Genomic DNA, 24,537 nt, shown 5'->3' with positions numbered 1-24,537 from the left:
TTTTGCACCCGGCAGGTCTTACACGACCAGCTCCTGCTGAACCTCCCCAGGGCAGGAATGCAGCAAGGATAAGCGGTTGAGCGGTGCGATGTGAGTAGCCTGCCATTTTTTCCCCCTCTGTTCCCGATTGGGAACTTCGCACAAGGAGGGTACCTATAATAAACAACTCCATGAAATTTTTTATCGACACAGGAAACCTTGCGCAGATCAGGGAAGCTTACGACTTAGGCATACTGGATGGTGTTACCACCAATCCATCGCTGATGGCCAAAGAAGGCATCAAAGGTGAAGCTGCTATCGCAGCTCATTACAAAGCCATCTGCGAAATTGCCGACGGTGATGTAAGTGCTGAAGTTTTGTCTACCGATTTTGCTTCTATGGTAGAAGAGGGTAAAAAGCTCGCAGCCATCCACCCGAACATCGTGGTAAAGGTTCCGATGATCAAAGACGGTATCAAAGCGATCAAATGGTTTACGGATAATGGTATCCGCACCAACTGTACGCTGGTATTCTCTGCCGGTCAGGCTATTCTTGCAGCGAAAGCGGGCGCTACTTATGTGTCTCCGTTCATCGGCAGGGTAGATGACAGCGGTTGGGACGGTATGGAGCTGATCGGTCAGATCCGTCATATCTTCGACATCCAGAATTTCAAAACCGAGATCCTTGCAGCATCGATCCGTAATGCACTGCATATCATCAAAGCGGCGGAACTGGGTGCAGATGTATGTACCTGTCCGCTGGATTCAATCCTCGGTCTGCTGAAACATCCGCTTACAGATATCGGCCTGGCTAAATTCGTGGAAGACGCGAAGAAAATGTAACCAGAAACGATTTATAGTATAAGGATCCCGGTGGTAACCCACCGGGATTTTTTTATTCCTCATCGGGGTAGGCGGATTGCTTTTCCAGCAGTGCGATGAGTTTGTCTTTATTGCTCAGTGCTTTCTTCAGTTCGGATATATGGCCTTTCAGTAATTCTATCATTTCGTCTTTCGAAGTAAAATAAGCGGCCTGTTCTTCGCGCAGCTCATAGGCAATGGCCTGTTGTTCCGAAAGCTGCGGTTCTATGATCATGCTGCCTTTGCCTGTCATTACCCATAATATACTCAGGTCGGGGTATCTTTCTTTGATCTTCAGAAGAATATCGGAGCCGACAGATCCTTTACCTTTTAATTGTTTACCGAGATAACTGCCGGAAATGCCACATTTTTTGGCGACCATGTAAGGTGTAGTCTGCTTTGCATTGATATACTGGTATAACCTGTCTATCACTTTCATAACACGAGAATTTTTGAATAAAAAAATAATGCTAAAAAAATTAGTATAATGGTATTTTTGTGTAGTATTGCAGAACGGATCATGTTTACGAAATAAGGGGATCCGGCGACTCAGCAGTATTGCGGTTTATACCTGATTTTGCTATGGCCATGGCATGGTAAAGTAGGAATAAGCGGCATGCGGCAAATACGGAAAAGCCGTGTATTTAAAGGCAGCAGGAAACGAGTTAAACGTAGATGCCAATTAACGATTAAACCGACTGTTATGCTTTTACCTGAGTACCCGGAATGGGAAATGCTGCCGCATAAACTCAGCAAGGACGAAGCGGAAAATCCTTACCAGGTGCTGGATGAGTTATTCGATTATGCACATCTGCCCGAAATGAGGATCCTGCTCTGGGACTGGCTGAAGACAACGGTAAGCGGTAATTACCCGGCATTGGACCTGCGCGAAAGAACCTCTATGCTGGCATTGTATGATATGGTGCTGAAAACCATTGAAGCGGCACATATCCTGCATATACGCCACAAAGCCGGTCACAACTGAACACAAACGCTGCAACGCAACGGGCCGCGGGTTTCCTGCGGCCTTGTTTTATACCGTGTTTTAACCCAGTTTTCAGGCATCGGAAAAATGTAACCGGTTAATAGCGGTTGATGAATGGCTTGAGATTCAGGCTTGCGGATTTTAGTTTTGCAGCATCTAAAACAAAATCACAAGCATGAAACCAGGAAAAATACCGGCCTTGCTGCTGGTGGCAGGCCTATTACTGCACACGAACACCCAGGCCCAGGGTTTTCTGAAAAAGCTGAAGGAGAAAGCGGAAAAGAAAGCAGAAGAAATGATCGATAAAAAGATCAGCGATAAAACCGGGCTCCCTTCTTCCGGTAACAGTAATGGTAATACAAACACTGTTGGTGGCAATGTCTCGGGTAATACCTCTTCAGGCCGCAACGGCAGACCTTCCAACAAAGGCGGCGAAGGTTTGAAGAATACTACCCCGCCCGATGTATTACAACAACTTACGGATGCAGATAAAGCATTTTCATCCAGCAAATACGGCGATGCACGTTTCTCTGTTCAGCAGGCACTGTTAGGTGTTGAACTGCAGATCGGCAGGCAGGTATTGCAATCCTTACCTGAAAAGATCGGCGAGCTTCCGAAAGACACGGCCGAAGACCGCGTGGTGAGTACCCGCTATGGCTGGGCCAACCTTACTATTCAGCGCATTTACCAGAAAGATGATAAACAACTTTCTGTAACCATCGGTAACAACCCCATTTACATGGGTATGATCGATCTCTATTTCGGTCTCGGTGTTGCACAATCGAACGGCGAAACGCAGAATGCCAAACAGATCCGTGTAAAAGGCAACAAAGGGATCATCAAATTCGACAAGGACGAAGGTTATACCGTGCTGATCCAGCTGGGCCAGTCGGGCATGATCAGCTGGCAGGGTATCAATTACGCAACAGAACAGGAGATCACAGATGCCGTTAACCAGTTTGATGTGGACAGCATCAAGAAAATGCTTGGCGAATAATCATCATTTCAATCATTATCATCATGAAAAAAATCATCATAGCTTTTATTGCCGTTCTTTTTATTTCCTCGGCACAGGCACAGGAATTTAAGAAGAACCTGGCCACCGCACAAACCTCTTACGCTGCAGGTAAGTTACAGGACGCACATTTTGCTTTACAGCAGATCATGCAGGATCTCGATATTACTCTTGGTAAAGAGATCATGAAACTTTATCCGGCAACACTGGACTCTCTCAAGGCTATCGCCAATTCTGATAATGTATCCGGAAGCAGCGGCTTTGCAGGTGTGAGCATCCAGCGGCAATACGGCAGCGAGAACCATAAAGCGGAACTGAACATTGTGATCAATTCTCCTTTACTCAATAGCCTCAATGCTTACCTGTCGTCTCCGATCCTCGGCGCTTTCGGCGGTGATCCGAATTCAAAACTGATCAAAGTGAATGGCCAGAAGGGAAGGCTCACCAAAGAATCCGTTTCAGAAGACCAGAAAACAACTTCTTACCGGATTGAAATTCCACTGAGCAATGCATTGCTGACTTTGCAATGTAACAGCAGTTCTGAAAAAGAAATGCTTGCATTCGCCAATACAATACCTGTGAGCCAGATCTCGCAGCTGTTGCAATAGGTATAAGTGAGGTACATTTATTTAGAAAGCCCCTGCTTTTAATAGTGAGGGGCTTTTGAATTTTAGAAGAAGGTGTTTAGCAAGTGAAGTGCTTCGTATATTTTGTTGTGGGCTGCAATACGCCTACAATCCAGGATGATTCAGGGATTTTTAATCGTGAAATTCGCTATCTTTATAACAAATAGTTCTATATGGTTTTGATTTTAAAAAAGGGTGCTTCACGAAAAGAGATGGAGTCCCTTGAGAAAAAGCTTAAGAGTAAAAGTAATGTCGATGTTTTGAAGTATTGTGGCAAAATCAAGCTTAATGCAGATGCTTTGACAATTCAAAAGAGTTTGAGAGATGAATGGGAATAAATTGCTGTTAGATACCAACGCAATCCTATATGTTTTAGGTGGCGATGAAACATTGGCATCATTTTTAAATGGCAAAGATCTCTACTTGTCCGTTATATCCGAGCTTGAACTACTTTCCTATAAAAAGATAACCCCCAAAGAAACCAAGGTAATTACTTCATTTTTGGAAGAGATGAGGATTGAAAACATCTCTGAAAATGTCAAGAAGCTTACAATTGAAATACGTAAGTCGACACACTTGAAACTTCCGGATTGTATCATTGCTGCGACCGCGATCGCGTTGAATATTCCACTTGTTACATCAGACAAACAATTAAGTTCCGTTCCCGGATTGGATATTGTACTCTATGAAAAATAGTACTGAAGCCAACAGTGCTTTTTACAAAAGTTAGGCGACAGAATATCATCCATCAGTCCCGTTTAAACGGGAGAAATTAATCGGCTTTTGTAATTTGGCTGCAGCTAATGCGGGTTGTAGTGACCAATCCAACTGTGGGATCACGGATCACCCAATTTTCGCAAAGCCTTTAATGTTCTTGTTAAATCAATTCCTATGTTTAAAAAGATCGCTTCCGTTATTGCTGCCCTTCTTTGTTTGTATTCAATAAACGCCCAGGTAAAAACAGACCCCTGGCTGGCCGAACTGATCTCGTCAAAGGCAAGTCCGCTGCTGCAACATATATTGCAGCATTCGGATAGTTTTCAATACCAGCTGATCTATACCGAGATCAACCGCGACAGCAGGAATGTGCCGCACTTTAAAAATCATTACCTGAATGTAGACCGTAACCGGTACTTCAACCCGGCTTCTACCGTGAAGTTGCCTACTGCAGTGGCTGCACTTGAAAAAATGAATACACTGGCATCGAAAGGAATTGATAAATATTCACCGATGCTCACAGACAGTGCTTTCAATGGCCAGACCTCTGTAAAGGAAGATAAAACCGCAGAGAACGGGCTGCCATCGGTTGCGCAGTATATCCGCAAAATATTCCTGGTAAGCGATAATGACGCATACAATCGTTTGTACGAGTTTAACGGACAGGAGTGGGAGAATGAATCCTTATGGAAAAAGGGGTATAAAGATGTCCGCATCACACGCCGTTTTGTAACTGCAACGGAAGAGGAGAACAGGCATACCAACCCGATCCGTTTTATGAAAGATGGAAATGTGATGTACGCGCAGCCTCCTGCATACAGTAATCTCACATTTGATTTCAGCAAGAGTATCCTGGTGGGTAATGCGCATTATAACCGTGATGATTCACTGATCAAAGCACCAATGGATTTTACGAGGCATAACAATCTTCCGCTGGAAGACCTGCAGCAGATCCTGCAATCGGTTCTTTTCCCGCAGTCGGTCCCGGCTAAAAAAAGGTTCAAACTCACGGAAGCTGATTACCGTTTCCTGTATCAATACATGTCTGAATATCCTTCCGAAAGCCGTTATCCGAGCTACGATACTGCCACTTATTTCGACAGCTATACCAAGTTCTTTTTCTTCAAATCGGGTAAGCAGGCCATTCCTTCTTATATCCGTTCGTTCAATAAAACGGGCTGGTCGTACGGGTTTCTTACAGATGCCTGTTATATCGTCGATTTTAAAAACAATGTCGAATTCATGCTGAGCGGTGTGATCTATACCAACAGGGATGGGGTGCTGAACGATGATAAATACGAGTATAACGAGCTGGGTTATCCTTATTTCAAAGAAACAGGCCGGATCCTGTACGAATATGAATTGAACCGTAAAAGAACCAACCAGCCTGATCTCTCACAATGGAAGTTCAATTATTAATGACCTTTTGATTTCTGCAAAACAGTTGCAATCTTTTTTAGCCCTTTTGTGCATGGCTAACCGTACTTTGTTGTTTAAACAATAATTATATGATAGCAACGAATGCATATGCGGCGCAAAGCGCTTCGGCGCCACTGGCTCCTTTCAGTATGGAAAGGCGCGAGCCGGGTGAACATGATGTTCAGATTGAGATATTGTATTGCGGTGTTTGTCACTCCGATATACACCAGGTGAGGGACGAATGGGGCGGATCTATTTTCCCGATGGTTCCCGGCCATGAGATCGTTGGCCGCGTTGTGAAAGTGGGCAGCAAAGTAACTTCTTTCAAGGAAGGAGATCTTGCGGGCGTAGGCTGTTTTGTAGATTCCTGCCGCACTTGCGCCAACTGTAAAGAGGGGTTGGAACAGTACTGCCATGAAGGTATGACCAGTACCTACAATGCCCGCGAACGCGATACACAACTGCCCACTTACGGTGGTTATTCCACGCAGATCGTGGTAGATGAAAAATACACACTGCACGTATCGGATAAATTACCGCTGCATGCCGTTGCGCCTTTGTTATGCGCAGGCATCACCACTTATTCTCCGCTGCGATATGTTGGAGTAGGCAAGGGGCATAAGGTTGGTGTTGTAGGCCTTGGCGGGTTAGGTCATATGGCTGTAAAGTTTGCAGCATCTTTTGGCGCGGAAGTAACCATGCTGAGTTCCTCACCTTCCAAAGAAGCGGATGCACAACAGCTGGGCGCACATTATTTTGCGCTGACATCGGATAAAGCGACCATGAAAAAGCTGGCGAACTCTTTCGATTTTATACTGAACACCGTATCGGCGCAACACGATTACAGCACTTACCTGAACCTGCTGCGCACCAATGGTACCATGATCGTGGTGGGTGTTCCGCCAACACCTTCGCAGGTGCCTGCTTTCAACCTGATCAGCAACCGCAGAAGTATTATCGGTTCACTCATCGGTGGTATTAAAGAAACACAGGAAATGCTCGATTACTGCGCAGAAAAAAATATAGTTTCTGATGTGGAAGTGATCGATGTGAAAGACATCAACAACGCATATGAAAGAATGCTGAAAGGTGATGTACGTTACCGTTTTGTGATCGATATCGCTTCGCTGAAATAAAGCAACTCATTTTAAATAAAAATCCCGCTGTAATTATTGCAGCGGATTTTTATTTTATCAGGCTCCGAATTGGCGAAGGTGATGATCAACATGTTTATACAGGCTCCAGCTCCATTGGTCCGGCGTCATTTTTCCGAAAAAGGGATGCGCTTCTTTGATCAGTCCGTCTTTTCCCGCTACCACCAGCTTTGTGATCAGCGCCAGTAATTTTTGCTGTTCTGTATCAAAATCATGCTGCCCCGCACGTATGTAAGAAGGATCGGTGGGAAGTGATTTTCCGAAAGGTTTTTCATTCAGCAATACCTTGCGCGCAAAGGAACCGAGCAGCATGCCCATCAGGCTCTTCTTCAGTTTTTTTTCACCCAGTGCCACTTCAATCGCCGCCTGTAAATGCGACAGCATCTGCGCTACATTCATTTTGCCCCAAACGGGTTTAGTGTCGGGGAGCAAATTTTCAATTCTTTGTTTAAGGGCAGCAGCTTCTGCCGGGTCGAAGATATCTTTCATGCAGTTGGTTTGGCAATGAAAGTAGTAAGAACTGCCAATAATTACAAACCGACCGCATATTACTGTTTTGCCAAAGCATGATTGGCTGCAAGATGCATTGAGAATGGTGCCGCTGTCCATTCGTCTTTTTCAACGATCCACATGCATACATGGTCTTTTACATTGGTGAGCAACTGCCATGCCGCTGCAAAAAGATCTTTTTCATTGCTGGGTTTATGAGGAATGATCTCGTTGCCCATTCTTGCCATGATCCTGCCATCGGTTAACCTGAATGTGTCGTTGAAGAACTTTCCGATCGGCGCATCGCCCATGCCGAATATGCAACTGCCTAATAATAATCCCAGCACATTTTCCTGCGCTGCATCAATGATGATGTTGGAATGTAAAAATGCGACCGTATTACCGTGATTGTCCGTTATATTCACCATGCCTGCCTGTTTTGTTGCTCGTGCAATGTTAGGCTCCTGCCGCGGCTGTTGAAAGTGCCGGCCGATGATTTAATAATATGTTCATAAACGGTTATCCTGCATGCAATCCGTTTATCAAAATAACTGGCTGTTATTAAGCCTCTTACCGCAATAAGCAGACTATGTACTGCTTTTTTAATTATCTTGTCCGGAAACACTACTGCTATGATGAAACGTTTATTATGGCTGCTGTTACCCGCACTCTGCATCACTTGTACCGTGCAGGCGCAGCAGAAGAAAAAACTTCCCCAGGAAGACTATGGAAAATGGCAGGCGATCGGTGCCAGTGACCTTTCGCCGGACGGCCAATGGCTCGCTTACCAGATCACCGTGCAGGAAGACAACGATACACTGTATGTTGTTAACCGTGCCAGCAACCAGTCCTATAAGCTGGAATTTGCCAGCAGCTTCGAGTTCTCGAAAGATAATAAGTGGCTCGCGTACCGCATTGGCCTGTCTTTCAGGGAAGCGGAGAAACTGCGTGATCAGAACCGTCCCATCGAATACAAAATGGGCCTGCTGAACCTGCAGACCGGTAAAAAAGAAGTGATCCAGAATGTAAGCCGGTTCTCTTTTTCACGCGATGGAAAATTCCTCGCGGTATCTCTTACTCCTCCTAAAGACAATAAAGACAAAGGCAGTGTACTGCTGGTGAAAAATATGGCTGATAACAGCACACACACCATCGGTAACGTAACAGAATACCTGTTCAACAAAAAAAGCGATTACCTGGCTTATATAGTTGAGTCTGCCAACACCGCGGGTAATGCAGTGGAACTGCTGAACCTGTCATCTTATAATCTTAAGGTTGTTGCAAGCGATACCTCAAAGTTCTCCAGGCTGAACTGGCAGAAAGAAGGTGAAGGGCTCAGCTTCTACAAAACATTCAAAAAAGATACTTACGAAGAGGAAAATGCTATGGTGTACGTGTATACCGGTATTTACCAGACACCAACGCTTAAGATCTTTGATCCGCTTACTGCAGCAGGATTCCCTAAAGACATGCGTGTATTCAACGGTTCTGCATTACGTCTCAGCGATGATATGAACGCCGTTTTCTTCGGACTGAAAGCCTGGACGCCCAAACCTAAAAAAGAAGAACGCAAACCCGGGGATACAACAAAGGCAAAAGCAGATTCTGTCAAAACGCTGGCGGTGAAAAAGGATAACAAGGATGAAAAACTGCCGGGTGTTGATATCTGGCACTGGAAAGATCCTGAGATCCAGCCAAGACAAAAGATCACATTTGGTCAGGATAAGGATGCAAGTTTCCTGTCTGTCTGGAATATAAGCTCAAACGCTTTCCACCAGCTGGCAAAAGAAAACACACCGGTTGCACAACTGGGCGGGAAGCAGCAATATGCAGTGATCGCTACAGATAAAATGTACAAACCGGCATTCAAGGAAGATTATGCAGATTTTTATCTCGTGAATGCACGTACAGGCGAAGAGAAGCCACTGTACACAAAAATGCTTTCCGGATTTTATACCGGTCCGCAATCTTCACCGGATGGCCAGTACCTGTATTTCTTCAGGGATAAAAACTGGTGGTCTTATCATATCGCCACACAAAAGGAAACCAATCTTACCGGTAAGATCGGCAGTGCTTTCTGGAATACGAAAGATGACCATACTGCCAGCAAACCTCCGTTCGGTATCGGCGGCTGGTTAAAAGATGACCGTGAAGTTTTACTGTACGATGAATTCAATATCTGGGCAGTTAAACCTGATGGTTCCGCATCACGCAAACTGACCAGCGGAGAAAAAGAAGAGATCGTTTACCGTCTCAACAGGGTTGATTTTGAAGATCCTTACATAGACGACAGCAAAGCTTTATACTTATCTGCTTACGGCGATAAGAGTAAGAAATTCGGCTATGCAAAGCTCGAGAACAACAAGGTAACACCACTCATGTTTGAACCGCTTTCGATAAGCAGACTCATCAAAGCGAAAGACAGCGATGTGTTCTCTTATGTAAAACAGGATTACAATCTTTCTCCTGAATTATATGTAACAGACAATTTTGCAGGTGAAAAGAAAGTTGCAGCTACCAATCCGCAGCAGGATAATTACTATTGGGGTAAAAGTGAGCTGATCAGTTTTACCAACAAGAAAGGAAAAAAGATGCAGGGTGCTTTGTTCTATCCTGCAGACTACGAGCCGGGCAAACAATACCCGATGATCGTTTACATTTATGAACTGCTGTCCAACACTGTTCACAGCTATGTGACACCTTCTGTAAGAAGTCCGTACAATACCACCAACTTCAGTACCAATGGTTATTTCATCTTCAGGCCGGATATCGTTTATGATACCAATGAGCCTGGTATGAGCGCTGCCAATTGCGTGATCCCGGCAGTAGAGCAGGTACTTAAAACCGGCATGATCGACCGTAATAAGGTTGGCCTGATGGGACATAGCTGGGGTGCATACCAGACAGCATTCCTGGTTACACAGACTGATATTTTCAAAGCAGCATGTGCCGGTGCGCCGCTCACTGACCTGATCAGTATGTCACTGTCTATTTACTGGAACAGTGGTACGCCGGATCAGAAGATCTTCGAAACCAGCCAGGGACGTTTCGATGGCCCATGGTATGAAAGGACCGATCATCATATCCGTAACTCACCCATGTTCAATGCCTCAAAGATCAAAGCCCCGTTACTGGTTGCATTCGGTGATAAAGATGGCGCGGTTGACTGGCACCAGGGTATTGAAATGTACGGAACCATGCGTCGTATGGAAAAACCACACGTGATGCTTGTGTATGCCGATGAGAACCACGGACTGGCCAAAAAGGAAAACCAGATCGATTACCAGAAACGCCAGCGCGAATGGTTTGATCACTACCTGCTGGGTAAACCGGCTGAGAAATGGATCACAGATGGCGTAAGCTACCTCGATAAGATGAAGGAAAGAGAAAAACAGACACCAACTCCGGCAATGCCTTAAAATAAAAAACCTGCCCCGCGGCAGGTTTTTTATTTTTGATCCTGAGTTGTATGTTCTTAAACCAATTACTGTATGATACCTGTAAAAACCGCACTCCTTTCTTTCGGCATGTCGGGCCGTGTATTCCATGCTCCCTTCATTGCCCTGCATCCCGGACTCGAATTATATGGCGCATGGGAGCGGACAAAATCGGAATCGGTGAAGTTTTATCCGGAGATCAGGATCTTCCGGTCGCTGGAGGAATTGCTGGCCGATGAAGCTGTTGAGCTTGTAATCGTAAATACGCCTACCAACACACATTTTGAATATGCAAAAAAAGCACTTGAGGCCGGTAAGCATATCGTGGTAGAAAAAGCATTTACAACAACGGCTGCGGAAGCAATGGCGTTGCGTGATCTTGCCGTGCGGATGAACAGAAAAATCTCCGTGTTCCAGAACCGCCGGTGGGACAGTGATTTCAAAACCGTAAAAAAAGTGATCGATGAGCAATGGCTGGGTGATATTACGGAAGCTGAATTTCATTTCGACCGGTATAAAGAAGAACTGAGCCCCAAACTGCATAAGGAATTACCTGGTCCGGGTGCTGGTATTCTTTACGATCTTGGTCCGCATATCATTGACCAGGCACTGTTTCTTTTCGGTATGCCGGAAGCTGTTTTTGCCGATCTGCGTATTACCAGGCCTGTATCGCAGGTGGATGATTATTTCGAACTGTTGCTGTATTATAACCAGTTGCGCGTGCGGTTGAAAAGCGGCTATCTTGTGCGTGAAGCGCTGCCATCCTATATCGTTCATGGACATAAGGGTTCATTCATTAAAAGCCGCGCAGATATCCAGGAGGAAAGACTTGCAGCAAATGATAAACCTGGCAGTGAACAATGGGGCCGGGAACCGGAAGAAGAAAGCGGTCTGTTGCATACTGAAAAAAACGGGATTGTGATCAGGAAAACGATTCCTTCCGAACAGGGTAATTACTATGCATATTACGACGGTGTTTACCGCGCTTTAAGAGAAGAGGCTGAAATGCCGGTAACTGTAACGGATGGTATACAGGTGATGCAGGTGATTGAAACGGCTGTCCGCAGTAGTCAGGAACAGCGTGTGATCCGCTTGTAATGAGGTTAATTGTGATGCGCCGGAGGATCCTGTAAAAACATTTTCTCCATCAGCTCGTACAATTCAGGATGTTTTTGCCTGAATATTTCCGGCTGCTCAAAAAAGTACTCCGAGGCCACTGCAAAAAACTCTGCCTGGTTTGTGGCAGCATAAGGATTGATATCGGAATGATGTTCTGTGATCTGTCTGATATTCTGATGGATCAGGTTTAGCCAGGGGAGTACGTATTGTTTATCCAGCAAGGCTTCCGGAACACCATCCGCAGCGCCATCAGCCTTATCCAGCAGGTGCACGAATTCATGGATCACGGTATTGTTCTTGTCGGAAGTATTGTCAAATCCCGCATAAACGGATGCTTTTGATAGCAGCATCATCTGGCTGAGTGTGCCATCGCCTACCATGCCCAGCGTATTTCTGTGTTCACCACTTGTTTCAAAACTTTGGGCATTGAATGTGTCGGAATACAATAACACATCTTTCAGGTTGTAATAATGCCAGTCTTTAAAACCGAAGATCGGGATTACCGCTCCGGCGGCTACCAGGATCTTCTCCTCGTTGCTTACCGTTGTGTCCACGCCATGTACACGTACATACGCAAGAAATTTCCTGACATGGGTTTTGAATCTTTCTTTTTCCGATACTTCCAATGCTCTGAAATAAGCCACATGTTGCTGCAGTACCGGCTCCAGTTCAGGGATTTCCGAGGCAGGAATAACTGCCGCCGGTTTTTTCCGGAACAGGAAATAGGCCAGTACCAAAGCCCCGATGATCACCAGAATAAGTCCGCTCATACTACAAGTTAAACAAGGATTAGCAATAAAGATTAAAAAACAACGCCCTGTGATCATCACAGGGCGTTGTTTTATTCAGTAAAGATGAACCATCATTATGCTTCTGCATAAGACGATGTTGGTTCACAGGTACAGATCAGGTTCCTGTCGCCGTAAGTATTGTTTACCCTTGCCACACTCGGCCAGAATTTGTTCAGTGTTACATAATGCAGCGGGAATGCAGCTTCTTTCCTGGTATAAGGATGTGCCCATTCGTCTGCGCAAACCACTTGTTGTGTATGTGGTGCATTTTTCAGCGGATTATCAGTCTTATCAGATTTACCTGATTCCACCGCTTTGATCTCTTCGCAGATGGAGATCATGGCATCACAGAAACGGTCGAGTTCGGCTTTGTCTTCACTTTCTGTAGGCTCTATCATGATCGTACCAGGTACAGGGAAGCTGAGGGTAGGAGCATGGAAGCCGTAATCGATCAGCCTTTTGGCCACATCTTCTGCTTCAATGCCTGCACTTTGCTTGAACGGACGCAGATCCACAATGAACTCATGCGCACAGGTATCGTTCTTTCCTGTATACAATACTTTGTAATGCTTTTCCAGTCTTGCCTTCATATAGTTGGCATTCAGGATCGCGTACTCGGTTGCCATTTTCACACCATCGGCTCCGAGCATTTTAATATAGGCATAGCTGATCAGCAGGATGCTCGCTGAACCATATTGTGCAGCGCTTACGGCATTCTTGCTATCGCCCAGTACAGCGTGTCCGGGTAAGTAAGGCGCCAGTTTATCGTTCACACAGATCGGCCCCATACCAGGTCCGCCACCACCATGCGGAATAGCGAATGTTTTGTGCAGGTTCAGGTGACAAACATCCGCACCGATCATACCCGGGCTGGTCAGTCCTACTTGTGCGTTCATATTGGCGCCATCCATATATACCAGGCCGCCGTTGTCGTGAATGATCTGGCAGATATCTTTAATGGTCTCTTCAAATACACCATGCGTAGACGGATAAGTTACCATCAGCGCACCCAGTGTATCTTTATATTGTTCAGCTTTTGCCTTCAGATCTGCCACGTCGATATTACCTGCTTCATCACATTTCACCACCACCACTTTAAAACCAACCATCACTGCACTGGCAGGGTTGGTACCGTGTGCACTGATCGGGATCAGTACTACATTACGATGTGCTTCATTTCTTGCGGCATGGTAGGAACGGATGGTCAGCAGACCGGCATATTCACCCTGAGCACCGCTGTTTGGCTGCAGGCTGCAGGCTGTAAAGCCGGTGATGGTTGCAAGGTATTCGCCCAGCTCTTCAACGATCTGCTGGTAACCGCCTGCCTGTTCTGCCGGTGCAAATGGGTGGAGACCGCCAAATTCCGGCCAGCTTACCGGGATCATTTCAGTGGCTGCATTCAGTTTCATGGTACAGCTTCCGAGGCTGATCATACTGGTGTTCAGCGACAGATCCTTGTTCTCTAGTTGCTTCATATAACGCATCATCTGGCTTTCACTGCGGTGCACGTTGAATACTTCATGTGTGAGGTATTCTGAAGTACGCAGTAATGCTTCAGGCAACTGGTAAGCTGTTTCTGTAAAGGAAGCAGCTTCGATCCGATGACCGGTGCTTTTTTCTGCCAGTGATTCAAATATTTTGAGGATCGTATTCGTGTCTTCAACGGATGTTGTTTCATCCAGCGTAATGCTGAAAGATCCGTCCGGTGAATAATGGAAGTTGGAATGGTATTTCTCCGCCATTGCTTTAACCGCAACAGCATTCACACTCGTAAAATGCAGTGTGTCGAAATAGTACTTATTGTTTTGTTCAATGCCAAGCCTTGAAAGTCCTTCTGCAACCGATTTGGTCAGCAGGTGGATCCTGGTGGCGATATCTTTCAGTCCTGCAGCGCCATGGTATACTGCGTACATCGCAGCCATATTGGCCAGCAGTGCCTGTGCTGTACAGATATTGGAAGTTGCTTTTTCGCGTTTGATATGCTGCTCGCGGGTCTGGAGCGCCATACGTAATGCCCTGTTTCCCTGTGCGTCGATGCTCACACCGATCAGCCTGCCGGGCATTCCTCTTTTAAAATCATCCTGTGTGGCAAAGAATGCTGCGTGCGGACCGCCGTAACCCATCGGTACGCCGAAACGTTGTGCGCTTCCCACGGCTACATCTGCACCAAGTTCTCCGGGCGAGGTAAGCAGTGTGAGTGCCAGCAGATCGGTTACTACTACTACCAGTCCGCCGGCGGCATGCACTTTTTCTATAAATGAACGGTAATCTTCTACAGATCCGTTGCTGTTAGGGTACTGCAGGATGGCGCCGAAATAAGTTTCATCAGCAGCCACATCTGTATAATCACCGTACACCAGCTCAATGCCGATCGGTTCTGCGCGTGTTACCAGTACATCTTTGGTTTGTGCGAAAATGTTATTGTCAACAAAGAAGCGCGGCCTGGTGATCTTGTCGGTCTTATTGATATGATGGAATACCATTGCCATGGCTTCAGCTGCGGCAGTGGCTTCATCGAGTAATGATGCATTGGAGATAGGCAGCCCTGTAAGATCTGCCACCATGGTCTGGAAGTTCAGGAGACTTTCCAGGCGTCCCTGAGAGATCTCGGCCTGGTACGGTGTATACTGGGTGTACCAGCCCGGGTTCTCGAATACGTTACGGAGGATCACGCTCGGTGTGATGGTGCCATAGTACCCCTGGCCGATATAATTTTTATATACTTTATTTTTTGACGCTGTTTTTTTCAGCTCGCTGAGGTATTCGAACTCGCTGATCGCCTGTGGCAGCGCGAGCGGTTCTTTGATGCGGATGGCATCCGGAACGGTTTTACTGATCAGTTCATCGAGAGATGATGCGCCGATTGTAGCCAGCATGGCTTTGGTATCATCTGCATTTGGTCCGATATGTCTGCGCTGGAATTCAGAAGACTGCTGTTCGAAAAGGTTCATAATTAACGTCAAGCTTTAGGTAGTGATGTAGATTTTCCCAAGGAAGTTTTTCAACGCCGCAAAGTTACGTTTATCCATTGTAAAATGAGCAGCGATTCCTGACGGGGGAAACTGTGGGGAAAGGCTGCCGAAAGGGCTATCTTTGCTGCATGATGGGTAATGTTGATCTCGAAAACTGGCAAAAAAAAAGCGCCGATCACCAGAAACAGTACCGGCAGCTCTTGCAGAAGGCCGATAAAACCCGAGTATACCGCCAGCTGCCCGACCTGCATGAGGAGGCTTTCAGCAAGGTCGACTGCCTCAGCTGCGCCAATTGCTGCAAAAACTATTCACCCAGGTTTAAAACACCGGATATCAAACGCATCAGCAAACAGCTGCGGATGAAGGAAAGTGTGTTCATCGACACTTACCTGCGGCTGGATGAAGATGGCGATTACGTGGTGAAAAGCTCGCCCTGCCCGTTTCTCGGTGCCGATAATTATTGCAGCATTTACGAAGACCGTCCATCCGATTGCCACCGGTTTCCCTACACCGACGAAGACGTATTACTGAAACGTCCTGCTATCACATTAAAAAATGCTACATTTTGTCCGGCAGTATATTACGTATTAGAAAAACTGATGAAATTCTAATTTTTTTTCCATTTCTTTTTGTATATTCTTGCAAAAATCAATCTAATAACCGTCAAAAAAAGGCCTATGAGTCATTTACCCCCATTGATCAGAGACCTGGCATTGATACTTGTAGCTGCAGGTGTTATTACCTTGTTTTTTAAGAAATTGAAACAGCCGGTGGTACTGGGCTATATTATAGCCGGACTGCTGGTAGGACCGAATTTTAAATTATTCCCTACTATTTCCGATCTCGAAGGTATCCGCATATGGGCCGATATCGGGGTAGTATTCCTTCTTTTTGCGCTGGGTATAGAATTCAGTTTTAAAAAACTGGTAAAAGTAGGCGGCTCGGCAGCAATAACCGGTGTGGTGGAATTGTCATGCATGATGTTACTGGGTTACCTGATGGGACAGGCGTTAGGCTGGCCGTATATGGACAGCCTTTTCCTCGGTGGAATCATCGCTATTTCCTCCACAACGATCATCTTCCGGGCATTTGATGAACTGGGACTGAAACGCAAGCAGTTCACCGGCCTGGTACTTGGTATCCTGATCATTGAAGACCTGGTTGCGATCTTATTGATGGTATTGTTATCAACCGTAGCAGTAAGCCGTCAGTTTGAAGGCACACAGATGGTATATTCTATTTCAAAGCTGCTGTTCTTCCTGTGTTTATGGTTTGTGATGGGAATTTTCCTGCTGCCTACGTTCTTTAAAAAGATGAGCAAATGGCTGAACAGCGAAACCCTGCTGGTAGTATCGGTGGCGCTTTGTCTGGGTATGGTGGTGCTGGCAGAGCAGGCAGGTTTTTCTGCGGCCCTGGGCGCATTCATCATGGGTTCGATCCTGGCGGAAACAACGCAGGCAGAAAAGATCGAACACCTGATCACTTCCGTGAAAGACCTGTTCGGTGCTATATTCTTCGTATCTGTGGGAATGCTGATAGATCCGGCCATCCTGGTGCAGTATGCTGTGCCGGTGCTGCTGCTTACATTAAGTGTGATCATTGGCAAGACCTTGTTTGTAAGTACCGGTGCGCTGTTGTCGGGCCGGACGCTGAAGCAGTCGGTTCAGGCAGGAACGAGCATGTCGCAGATAGGGGAGTTCTCCTTTATTATTGCAACGCTCGGTGTATCGCTGAACGTAACGAGTTCTTATCTCTACCCGATTGCGGTGGGGGTTTCGGTGATCACTACATTCTCCACGCCTTATATGATCAGGCTGGCAGATCCGCTGCTTCGTCTGCTGCAACGTGTGCTGCCGCAGAAATGGCTCGATTCACTGGAGCGTTACAGCAGCAGTTCGCAGATCATTGAGGCGGAAAGCAACTGGAAAAAGTTACTGCATTATTATATCCAGCTGGTGATCATCAACGGTGTGGTGATCGTTGCGCTGATCCTGCTTACTTCTTATTTCCTGTTGCCGTTTGTGCTGAAACATTTCCAGAATGAACTGATCGGGCGTATACTCACGGCAGCGCTCAGCCTGTTGTTTATGTCGCCGTTCATCTGGGCCCTCACGGTAAAAAAGATCCGCCGCGGTACCTATGCAGCACTCTGGCTGGATCCGAAATACAGTAAAGGTCCGCTCGTGATGCTGGAAGTGGTACGGAACGTATTGGCGATACTGCTCGTAGGCGGAATGCTGCGTCAGATCTTTCCTTTCTGGGTTGCGGTGGGCGGAACGGTGTTCTTTATGCTGATCGTGCTGGTGATCTTCAGGCAGCGTCTGCAGCGGTTCTACCAGCGGATAGAAGAACGTTTTCTTACCAACCTGAACGAGAAGGAAACGATCGAAGAAAATAAAAGGCAAACCCGTCTTTCTCCCTGGGATGCGCACATTACCAGGTACAAGATCAGCCCGCTGGCCGTATTCATCGGTAAAACACTGGAAGAATTACAATGGCGCGAACAGTTTGGTATCAATGTGGCTTTTATTGAAAGAGGAAACCAGATCCTGTATGCCCCGGCGCGTAATGAAAGGGTTTATCCTTACGATATGATCGGCGTGATCGGTACCGACCAGCAACTCCTGGAATTCGGCAAGATCATCGAAGAAAATGAACCGGCTGATGAAACCGTAAAAGAAAACGTAGAACTGGAACATATCGTTGTAGACGAATACACACGTTTAAAAGGACAAACCATCCGTGGTTCCGGTATCCGGGAAAAAACCAATGGTCTGGTTGTGGGAATAGAAAGACAGGGCGAACGCTTGCTGAATCCTTCCTCCGACACCATTTTTGAATGGGATGATGTGGTATGGATCGTGGGTGAACGCAAAAAGATCCAGCAACTGTATAACCTGGGTCAGCGTTAACTAGTATTCCATTTTCCGTAGTGCCGGCGCTTTGAACCAGGTGGCGATTACCACACCGATGGTCATGCAGCCACCGAAAATGACGGAAGGAACAACACCCATCAGTTTTGCACTGAGCCCGCTTTCGAACTGGCCCAGCTCATTACTGCTGTTGATAAACATCGAATTTACACTCATCACCCGGCCACGCATGTTGTCGGGTGTTTTTAATTGCATGATGGTTCCTCTTACTACCACGCTGATTCCGTCCAGCATTCCAGCGATCATCAGTGCAAAAAAGGATAACCAGAATGTTTTTGAAATAGCGAATGTGATGATGCAGATACCAAACCCCGCAACGGCGAACAGCAGTTTCCGCCCCTGTTGTTTCCGCAGCGGAAAGAGGGTTAGTAAGATCACGATACAGATAGAACCCATATCGGAAGCGCCGTTGAGAAAGCCGAAACCCTGCGGGCCAACTTTCAGAATATCACGGGCATAAACGGGTACCATGGCTACAGCGCCGCCAAACAGTACGGCAAACAGGTCCAGCGAAAGCGCCCCGAGAATTTCTTTTGTCCGGAATACAAAATGGATGCCTTCCTTCACACTTTCCCAGGTCTTTTTCTCACCACGTTCGTTCAGCGCTGGCTTTGGTCCCAGCTGGAACAATAATACCAGTGAAAGTGTCATGAGCATGGCAATACTGATGAGGGTATTGGTATTACCCAGCCCGGCAATCATAAATCCACCGGCCGCATGTCCTGTTACCGATGCAGAAAGCCATGCGCCCTGGTTCCAGGTAGTGGCATTCTGCAATTTATCTTTCGGAACCACCTGCGCCAGTATTACATTGAAAACAGGGCCTGCGAAAGAGCGGATGATACCGGTGCAAAAGATGACAACATAAATACAGATCGCGATCCAGTGATTGGTTAAATGATGTGCTGTGAATGATGAAGACAATGCCACCAATGTCAGTGCTGCGAGCAGGTACAACGATACACCGCGCAGCAGCAGTCTCCTTTTTTCGCTGAGGTCGATCACGTGACCGGCATACAATGCCATGGATAATGCCGGGATCACTTCGGAAAGGCCGATCAGACCGATGGCAAAAGGAGCATTGGTTAACTGGTAGATCCACCAGCCTACAACCGTACTCATCATCCGCAGCCCCATGATGAAGAAGAACCGGCCGATCACAAGATTTCTGAATTCTGGTATGCGTACTGCATCAAACGGATCGGTCCTTGCTGCTTTAGCCATAGTGGTATGTTGTTATTGCCCTAAGGCAATGTGAAATAATGCTGACCGGGCTCGTATTCCCGTTCAAGCGCATCCAGTACTACCTGCAGATGCTTCTCATTCCCAAGAAAATCGGCATTGCTGGCATCGATGAAAATGGTCTTGATATTATGCTGCTTGATATAGCTGGTATAGGTTTCCTGGATATTGAAAAGGTATTCGTCCGGGATCGACTGCTCGTATTCGCGGTTCCGTTTCCTGATGTTGGCCTGCAACTTTTGTACCGGCGCATGCAGGTAGATCAGTATATCGGGGAACACCAGTTGCTGGTGAATGATGTCGAACAGTTTCTGGTACAGCCTGAACTCTTCTTCCGGCAGGTTCACTTTGGCAAACAGCAGGCATTTGGTGAAGAGGTAATCTGAAATGGTGGTTTGCTGGAACAGGTCTTTATGCACCATTTCCTTCAGCTGCTTGTAACGTTCCGCCATGAAAAAAAGCTCCAGCGGAAATGCGTATTGCTGCGGGTTATCATAGAACTTGGGAAGAAACGGGTTGTCTGCAAATTCTTCCAGCACGATCCTCGCATCGAAATGTTTGGCCAGCAAATGGGTAAGCGTTGTTTTTCCCGCCCCGATATTTCCTTCTACAGTAATGAATTGATACTTCATGATAAGTCCGTGACCGCCAAAATTAACGGCCCTCTTCTTGTATGTGGCTATTTTTTTTGCACATCCAGTGTATCGGTGCATTCTTCCAGCAATGTGGCGATGGTTTTGTGCAGTACCGGATGCTGAACCTGCGGCGCTATTTCGGCCAGTGGTTCCAGTACAAACCGGCGTGCCGCCATGGCCGGATGCGGTACGATCAGTTCCGGGGTGTGGATCTGCAGGTCATCGATCAGGATAATATCCAGGTCGATCACCCTTGGCCCCATGCGTTCCTTCCGCTCACGGCCCATTTGTTTTTCGATCTGTAAAAGCATGGTCAGCAACATGGCGGGTTCAAGATCTGTTTCCAGTACCAGTGCCTGATTGTAGAAAGAAGGCTGGTCCGTTTTGCCCCAGGCGGCCGTTTCATAAATGGATGAAACAGCAGTTACCTGACCGCATAGCCTGTTGATCTCATCCGTTGCCTGCTGAAGACTGGCGCTCCTGTTGCCCATGTTGCCGCCTATCAGTAAATAAGCTGTGCTCATAAATTGGTGGAATACTAATGTTCAAATATCTTTAAATTCATATAAGCCCAAATCAAAGCATGAAGAATTTTTTCAAGATATTTTTTGCATCACTGCTGGCGCTCGTGGTGTTTACAGTGATCGGCATTTTTGTGCTGATCGGTTTTATTGCCAGCGCTACAAGTGCAGAAAAACCTGTTATCGGCAGAAATGCAGTGCTCGTGCTCAACCTGGCTGATCATTTCCGTGAGCAGAAACAGGATAATACCATCGCTTCGCTGATGGGCGATGCCGAAGCGGATATTCCCGGTCTTTACGATGTAGTGCGGATGATCTATTCGGCCAGGTCAGATTCTTCCGTTAAAGGGATCTATGTGATCTGCGGAAGCGATAACAATGGTTTTGCTGCCAGTGAAGAACTGCGCAGAGCCCTGCTCGAATTCAAACGCAGCAATAAATTCGTGATCGCTTACGGCGAAGCGATCTCCCAGAAAGCCTATTATGTGGCAAATGCCGCAGACAGGTTGTATTGCCATCCGCAGGGCGGGGTGGAATGGGATGGTTTTGCTTCCGGTACGCTTTTCATGAAAGGACTGCTCGATAAACTGGAGATCAAACCACAGATCTTCTACGCAGGTAAATTCAAAAGCGCTACAGAACCTTTGCGTGAAATGCAGATGACAGAGGCGAACAAGCTGCAGACTTCCGTATGGCTCGGCGATCTTTACAACGAATTCCTTGCCGCAGCAGCAGCTACGCGCAAGACCGATACTGCAACATTACGTGCACTGGCAGTGAACGGTGCCATCCGCACCGCGCATGATGCATTACAGCATCAACTGGTGGATGGACTCAGGTATGACGATGAAGTAAAATCGGAAATATTCAGAAGGTTGAAACTGAATGAGGAAGCTGCGATCAATTTTGTAACGTTGAGCGATTATGCCAAGGCAGCCGATTTCAAAAAATCGGAGTATTCGGAAGATAAAGTGGCTATCATTTATGCAGAGGGAGATATCGTGGATGGAAAGGGTGACGAGAACCAGGTGGCAAGCAACGAGTTCAGAAATATCGTACGCAAGGCAAGGTTCGATAAGAATGTGAAAGCAGTTGTATTCCGCGTAAACTCGCCAGGCGGAAGCGCATTGGCAAGTGATGTGATCTGGCGCGAACTGGCGCTGCTCCGTAAAGAAAAACCGGTAGTGGTAAGTATGGGCGATGTGGCGGCTTCAGGTGGTTATTATATTTCCTGCAATGCAGATTCTGTTTTTGCAGGCGCTGCTACTATTACAGGTTCGATCGGCGTGTTCAGTATTATTCCTGATTTCCAGTCGTTCTTTAAAAATAAACTAGGCATTACGTTCGATCGTGTGAAAACAGCACCTTATGCAGATATGGGCAGTTCCGACAGGCCACTGACAGAAACGGAGAAGAGGTTCCTGCAGGCTTCCGTCGATTCTATCTATTACACATTCAAAAGCAGGGTATCCGAAGGAAGAAAAAAGGATATAGCGTTTATCGACAGTATTGCGCAGGGCAGGGTATGGGCAGGGCGGAGGGCAAAAGACGTGGGCCTCGTAGACCGGATCGGAACTTTGCAGGATGCGCTGGATTGCGCGGTAAGGATGGCAGGTCTGAAAGAATACCAGACACGCGAATATCCCGAAAAGAAAGGCTTGCTGGAACAACTGGTAGGTAATTATAAAAGAGCCATCAGCAAAGACCTCATCCGCCAGGAGATTGGCGAAAAGCAGTTCCGGATGCTGAAAGAAGTGAAGAACACAGAAAAGATGATAGGCATACCGCAGGCGAGATTACCGTTCCTGTTAGGGTTTAACTAACCTGTTTTTTGCCTTATCTTTTGCATGAGGTGAATAAAAGGATAGATTTGTTGCCGCAATCGATCATTATGAAAGGTAAATACAGCCAGTTCAGGGCCATGATGGCCATCACGAAAGGCAGCCTGAGAGCTATATTCAGAAGTCCCTCCGCGGTTATTTTCAGCATTGCTTTCCCCCTGATCTTTATACTCGTATTTGGTTTCATAGGTGGCGGAAGCCGGGTGTCGATCACGGTTGCGTTCGACAGGCAGACGGATACAACCAACCCGCTTTATCCTGCCATCAGGAGCATTGCCGGAATCAATGTGTCTCCGAAATCGGCCGAAGAACTGCAGGAAGACCTCGAAAAAGGAAGGATCACTGCTGTGATCAATATCAGTAAAACAGGACTGGAGAATCCGCCTTACCGCATCAGCCTCACCAGTTCGGAAGCAACCAACCCGCAGAATATACAGGTACTTCAATCCATCCTTAACGCGGTGATCGCAGGTATTAACCAGCGGACTTATACCAATATCCAGACCATTGCGGTACTGAACAATAATGTCAAAAAGATACCGGGCAGGGTTTACCGCACGATCGATTTTATTTTACCCGGGCAGCTCGGTTTTTCATTGCTCAGTGCCGGTGTTTTCGGTGTGGCGTTCCTGTTCTTCAACCTGCGGCAGCAACTGGTATTAAAGCGGTTTTATGCAACGCCGGTAAGGCGTTCCTATATAGTATTGGGTGAGGCGATCAGCCGTGTCATCTTCCAGATGCTTACGGCGGTGATCATCATTTGTGTGGGGCATTTTATATTCAAATTCACCCTGGTGCACGGGCTTACAACTTTTGCAGAGATCATGCTGCTCAGTTTTATCGCCCTCGTACTGTTTATGGGATTCGGATTTATTGTGAGCAGCGTAGCCAAGAACGAAAGCGCGATTCCGCCATTTGCCAACCTGGTAACATTGCCGCAGTTCCTGCTGGCCGGAACCTTCTTTTCCATTGAAGCATTCCCAACCTGGCTGCAGCCGATCTGCAGGGTGCTGCCACTCACTCATTTCAATACGGCCATGCGTAATATCGCTTTTGAAGGCGCAACACTTGCTTCCTGCTGGAAAGAACTGGGAGTTTTAGGCATCTGGACGGTAGTTGTATATGCCATTGCATTCAGAACATTTAAATGGGAATAACGATGAGGCTGATCAAGCTGGCTGTTATCAGTGTAGTAGTATTATTTGCCGTAGCGGCGTTTATCGGGGCATTGCTTCCTTCGACCGTTCTGGTATCGAGGGCTGTGAACATCCATGTGCCTGCAGATTCCGTTCTGAAATATACCAGCGATATCCGCGAATGGAAAAACTGGATAGAGGGACTGAACGATACCACCATGATGGTAAGTTCTCCGCGCAATGCCGTGCTGGGTAATACTGCTGTGGCTATTACCGGTGTTTCCGACAGCGCCGTATTGTCTACCTGGGAAACCCGGAACGGCACTATTCAGCAGAGTACCATCAATATCATACCAGGTCCGGGCGAGGTAACCATCGTTCAATGGCAGTTTGTTCAGAAGCTGAAATGGTATCCCTGGGAAAAGCTGGGTTCTATGATGAATGACAAAATCATGGGAACAATGATGGAGAAGAACCTTTCCCGTCTCAGGGATTACCTCGAAGCTTCCCGGTGATTTCCTCGCGCGGTTACCGTGTTTTTACGGTTTTTTTGAAAAAAATTAACTTTTTTTTTATTTAAAGTTCAAATCTGTCTAATTTAGTAATAGTCCTGTTCCCAGGATTATCCACCTTCTTATAAAGCACATGAGAACGTTGGTTAAAAAT

General features: G+C 46.7%; 23 protein-coding genes and 1 other RNA gene. 16 read left to right on the top strand and 8 right to left on the bottom strand.

The features are described 5' to 3' along the window. Positions 1–9: 9 nt before the first annotated feature. Positions 10–108, top strand: an RNA gene (gene ffs / locus B5D42_RS13405) — signal recognition particle sRNA small type. Between the two features lie 62 nt (positions 109–170). After that, positions 171–821 (top strand): fructose-6-phosphate aldolase, encoded by a 651-nt coding sequence (gene fsa / locus B5D42_RS13400; protein WP_078832029.1) that lies wholly within the window; start codon positions 171–173, stop codon positions 819–821. 52 nt (positions 822–873) lie between these two features. On the opposite strand, the gene B5D42_RS13395 is transcribed toward fsa, so the two are convergent. Continuing rightward, complete coding sequence (locus B5D42_RS13395) at positions 874–1,278, bottom strand: hypothetical protein (protein WP_078832028.1); 405 nt, start codon at positions 1,276–1,278, stop codon at positions 874–876. Positions 1,279–1,542: 264 nt separating this feature from the next. Between B5D42_RS13395 and B5D42_RS13390 the strand changes: the two genes are divergently transcribed. From B5D42_RS13390 to B5D42_RS13365, 7 genes are all read left to right on the top strand, one after another. Then, positions 1,543–1,824, top strand: coding sequence for a hypothetical protein (locus tag B5D42_RS13390; RefSeq protein WP_078832027.1), 282 nt, complete (start codon positions 1,543–1,545; stop codon positions 1,822–1,824). Between the two features lie 175 nt (positions 1,825–1,999). Next, positions 2,000–2,821: a hypothetical protein gene (locus tag B5D42_RS13385; protein WP_078832026.1), complete on the top strand. Its 822-nt coding sequence runs from the start codon at positions 2,000–2,002 to the stop codon at positions 2,819–2,821. 23 nt (positions 2,822–2,844) lie between these two features. After that, positions 2,845–3,447, top strand: a complete 603-nt coding sequence (locus B5D42_RS13380; RefSeq protein WP_078832025.1) for a hypothetical protein — start codon at positions 2,845–2,847, stop codon at positions 3,445–3,447. Positions 3,448–3,638: 191 nt separating this feature from the next. Further along, entirely contained in the window at positions 3,639–3,803 is a 165-nt protein-coding gene (locus B5D42_RS17925) for a hypothetical protein (protein WP_176113013.1), read from the top strand. Then, entirely contained in the window at positions 3,790–4,161 is a 372-nt protein-coding gene (locus B5D42_RS13375) for a type II toxin-antitoxin system VapC family toxin (RefSeq protein ID WP_078832024.1), read from the top strand. The genes B5D42_RS17925 and B5D42_RS13375 overlap by 14 nt, the downstream gene beginning before the upstream one ends. Positions 4,162–4,356: 195 nt before the next feature. Further along, complete coding sequence (locus tag B5D42_RS13370; protein ID WP_078832023.1) at positions 4,357–5,601, top strand: serine hydrolase; 1,245 nt, start codon at positions 4,357–4,359, stop codon at positions 5,599–5,601. A gap of 89 nt (positions 5,602–5,690) precedes the next feature. Beyond that, positions 5,691–6,737 (top strand): NAD(P)-dependent alcohol dehydrogenase, encoded by a 1,047-nt coding sequence (locus B5D42_RS13365; protein WP_078832022.1) that lies wholly within the window; start codon positions 5,691–5,693, stop codon positions 6,735–6,737. A 57-nt stretch (positions 6,738–6,794) separates the two neighbouring features. Here the strand turns inward: B5D42_RS13365 and B5D42_RS13360 are convergent, their stop codons facing one another. Together B5D42_RS13360 and B5D42_RS13355 are read right to left on the bottom strand one after the other, a co-directional pair. After that, positions 6,795–7,244, bottom strand: coding sequence for a DUF1569 domain-containing protein (locus B5D42_RS13360; protein ID WP_176113012.1), 450 nt, complete (start codon positions 7,242–7,244; stop codon positions 6,795–6,797). A 59-nt stretch (positions 7,245–7,303) separates the two neighbouring features. Beyond that, complete coding sequence (locus B5D42_RS13355) at positions 7,304–7,672, bottom strand: hypothetical protein (RefSeq protein ID WP_078832020.1); 369 nt, start codon at positions 7,670–7,672, stop codon at positions 7,304–7,306. Positions 7,673–7,876: 204 nt separating this feature from the next. Here B5D42_RS13355 and B5D42_RS13350 point away from each other — a divergent pair, with 204 nt between their 5' ends. Together B5D42_RS13350 and B5D42_RS13345 are read left to right on the top strand one after the other, a co-directional pair. Beyond that, positions 7,877–10,663, top strand: a complete 2,787-nt coding sequence (locus tag B5D42_RS13350; protein WP_078832018.1) for a S9 family peptidase — start codon at positions 7,877–7,879, stop codon at positions 10,661–10,663. Positions 10,664–10,735: 72 nt separating this feature from the next. Then, the gene (locus B5D42_RS13345) at positions 10,736–11,779 is read left to right on the top strand and encodes a Gfo/Idh/MocA family oxidoreductase (RefSeq protein WP_078832017.1); all 1,044 of its coding nucleotides are present in this window, start codon (positions 10,736–10,738) and stop codon (positions 11,777–11,779) included. Between the two features lie 5 nt (positions 11,780–11,784). Here the strand turns inward: B5D42_RS13345 and B5D42_RS13340 are convergent, their stop codons facing one another. Then, positions 11,785–12,570 (bottom strand): M90 family metallopeptidase, encoded by a 786-nt coding sequence (locus B5D42_RS13340; RefSeq protein WP_078832016.1) that lies wholly within the window; start codon positions 12,568–12,570, stop codon positions 11,785–11,787. A 95-nt stretch (positions 12,571–12,665) separates the two neighbouring features. After that, on the bottom strand, positions 12,666–15,542 hold the full coding sequence (gene gcvP, locus B5D42_RS13335) for an aminomethyl-transferring glycine dehydrogenase (protein ID WP_078832015.1): 2,877 nt from the start codon (positions 15,540–15,542) through the stop codon (positions 12,666–12,668). Positions 15,543–15,691: 149 nt separating this feature from the next. On the opposite strand from gcvP, the gene B5D42_RS13330 reads away from it, so the two are divergent. After that, positions 15,692–16,174 (top strand): YkgJ family cysteine cluster protein, encoded by a 483-nt coding sequence (locus tag B5D42_RS13330; protein ID WP_245825686.1) that lies wholly within the window; start codon positions 15,692–15,694, stop codon positions 16,172–16,174. A gap of 66 nt (positions 16,175–16,240) precedes the next feature. Next, complete coding sequence (locus B5D42_RS13325; protein WP_078832014.1) at positions 16,241–18,475, top strand: monovalent cation:proton antiporter family protein; 2,235 nt, start codon at positions 16,241–16,243, stop codon at positions 18,473–18,475. Here B5D42_RS13325 and B5D42_RS13320 read toward each other — a convergent pair whose 3' ends face one another. From B5D42_RS13320 to folK, 3 genes are read right to left on the bottom strand one after another with little or no spacing between them, the layout of a single operon-like run. Continuing rightward, a complete protein-coding gene (locus B5D42_RS13320) occupies positions 18,476–19,720 on the bottom strand; it encodes an MFS transporter (RefSeq protein ID WP_078832013.1) in 1,245 nt (414 codons plus the stop codon). Positions 19,721–19,740: 20 nt separating this feature from the next. Further along, positions 19,741–20,370 carry a deoxynucleoside kinase gene (locus B5D42_RS13315; protein WP_078832012.1) on the bottom strand — a complete coding sequence of 210 codons (630 nt, stop codon included), beginning with the start codon at positions 20,368–20,370 and terminating at the stop codon, positions 19,741–19,743. 47 nt (positions 20,371–20,417) lie between these two features. Continuing rightward, positions 20,418–20,897 (bottom strand): 2-amino-4-hydroxy-6-hydroxymethyldihydropteridine diphosphokinase, encoded by a 480-nt coding sequence (folK, locus tag B5D42_RS13310; protein ID WP_078832011.1) that lies wholly within the window; start codon positions 20,895–20,897, stop codon positions 20,418–20,420. A 59-nt stretch (positions 20,898–20,956) separates the two neighbouring features. On the opposite strand from folK, the gene sppA reads away from it, so the two are divergent. From sppA to B5D42_RS13295, 3 genes are all read left to right on the top strand, one after another. After that, positions 20,957–22,717, top strand: coding sequence for a signal peptide peptidase SppA (gene sppA, locus B5D42_RS13305; protein WP_078832010.1), 1,761 nt, complete (start codon positions 20,957–20,959; stop codon positions 22,715–22,717). A gap of 68 nt (positions 22,718–22,785) precedes the next feature. Beyond that, positions 22,786–23,892 (top strand): ABC transporter permease, encoded by a 1,107-nt coding sequence (locus B5D42_RS13300; RefSeq protein ID WP_078832009.1) that lies wholly within the window; start codon positions 22,786–22,788, stop codon positions 23,890–23,892. Positions 23,893–23,894: 2 nt separating this feature from the next. Next, complete coding sequence (locus B5D42_RS13295; protein ID WP_078832008.1) at positions 23,895–24,386, top strand: SRPBCC family protein; 492 nt, start codon at positions 23,895–23,897, stop codon at positions 24,384–24,386. Positions 24,387–24,537: the final 151 nt, after the last annotated feature.

This window comes from Sediminibacterium ginsengisoli (assembly GCF_900167075.1).
Taxonomy (GTDB): Bacteria; Bacteroidota; Bacteroidia; order Chitinophagales; family Chitinophagaceae; genus Sediminibacterium; species Sediminibacterium ginsengisoli.
The sequence above is the reverse complement of the archived record's forward strand: the minus strand, read 5'-3'. Positions and strand labels throughout refer to the sequence as shown.

Bases quoted from the DNA above. Each gene is read 5' to 3' on its own strand.
- fsa (WP_078832029.1), top strand. From the start codon at position 171: ATGAAATTTTTTATCGACACAGGAAACCTTGCGCAGATCAGGGAAGCT.
- B5D42_RS13395 (WP_078832028.1), bottom strand. From the start codon at position 1,278: ATGAAAGTGATAGACAGGTTATACCAGTATATCAATGCAAAGCAGACT.
- B5D42_RS13390 (WP_078832027.1), top strand. From the start codon at position 1,543: ATGCTTTTACCTGAGTACCCGGAATGGGAAATGCTGCCGCATAAACTC.
- B5D42_RS13385 (WP_078832026.1), top strand. From the start codon at position 2,000: ATGAAACCAGGAAAAATACCGGCCTTGCTGCTGGTGGCAGGCCTATTA.
- B5D42_RS13380 (WP_078832025.1), top strand. From the start codon at position 2,845: ATGAAAAAAATCATCATAGCTTTTATTGCCGTTCTTTTTATTTCCTCG.
- B5D42_RS17925 (WP_176113013.1), top strand. From the start codon at position 3,639: ATGGTTTTGATTTTAAAAAAGGGTGCTTCACGAAAAGAGATGGAGTCC.
- B5D42_RS13375 (WP_078832024.1), top strand. From the start codon at position 3,790: ATGAATGGGAATAAATTGCTGTTAGATACCAACGCAATCCTATATGTT.
- B5D42_RS13370 (WP_078832023.1), top strand. From the start codon at position 4,357: ATGTTTAAAAAGATCGCTTCCGTTATTGCTGCCCTTCTTTGTTTGTAT.
- B5D42_RS13365 (WP_078832022.1), top strand. From the start codon at position 5,691: ATGATAGCAACGAATGCATATGCGGCGCAAAGCGCTTCGGCGCCACTG.
- B5D42_RS13360 (WP_176113012.1), bottom strand. From the start codon at position 7,244: ATGAAAGATATCTTCGACCCGGCAGAAGCTGCTGCCCTTAAACAAAGA.
- B5D42_RS13355 (WP_078832020.1), bottom strand. From the start codon at position 7,672: ATGGTGAATATAACGGACAATCACGGTAATACGGTCGCATTTTTACAT.
- B5D42_RS13350 (WP_078832018.1), top strand. From the start codon at position 7,877: ATGATGAAACGTTTATTATGGCTGCTGTTACCCGCACTCTGCATCACT.
- B5D42_RS13345 (WP_078832017.1), top strand. From the start codon at position 10,736: ATGATACCTGTAAAAACCGCACTCCTTTCTTTCGGCATGTCGGGCCGT.
- B5D42_RS13340 (WP_078832016.1), bottom strand. From the start codon at position 12,570: ATGAGCGGACTTATTCTGGTGATCATCGGGGCTTTGGTACTGGCCTAT.
- gcvP (WP_078832015.1), bottom strand. From the start codon at position 15,542: ATGAACCTTTTCGAACAGCAGTCTTCTGAATTCCAGCGCAGACATATC.
- B5D42_RS13330 (WP_245825686.1), top strand. From the start codon at position 15,692: ATGATGGGTAATGTTGATCTCGAAAACTGGCAAAAAAAAAGCGCCGAT.
- B5D42_RS13325 (WP_078832014.1), top strand. From the start codon at position 16,241: ATGAGTCATTTACCCCCATTGATCAGAGACCTGGCATTGATACTTGTA.
- B5D42_RS13320 (WP_078832013.1), bottom strand. From the start codon at position 19,720: ATGGCTAAAGCAGCAAGGACCGATCCGTTTGATGCAGTACGCATACCA.
- B5D42_RS13315 (WP_078832012.1), bottom strand. From the start codon at position 20,370: ATGAAGTATCAATTCATTACTGTAGAAGGAAATATCGGGGCGGGAAAA.
- folK (WP_078832011.1), bottom strand. From the start codon at position 20,897: ATGAGCACAGCTTATTTACTGATAGGCGGCAACATGGGCAACAGGAGC.
- sppA (WP_078832010.1), top strand. From the start codon at position 20,957: ATGAAGAATTTTTTCAAGATATTTTTTGCATCACTGCTGGCGCTCGTG.
- B5D42_RS13300 (WP_078832009.1), top strand. From the start codon at position 22,786: ATGAAAGGTAAATACAGCCAGTTCAGGGCCATGATGGCCATCACGAAA.
- B5D42_RS13295 (WP_078832008.1), top strand. From the start codon at position 23,895: ATGAGGCTGATCAAGCTGGCTGTTATCAGTGTAGTAGTATTATTTGCC.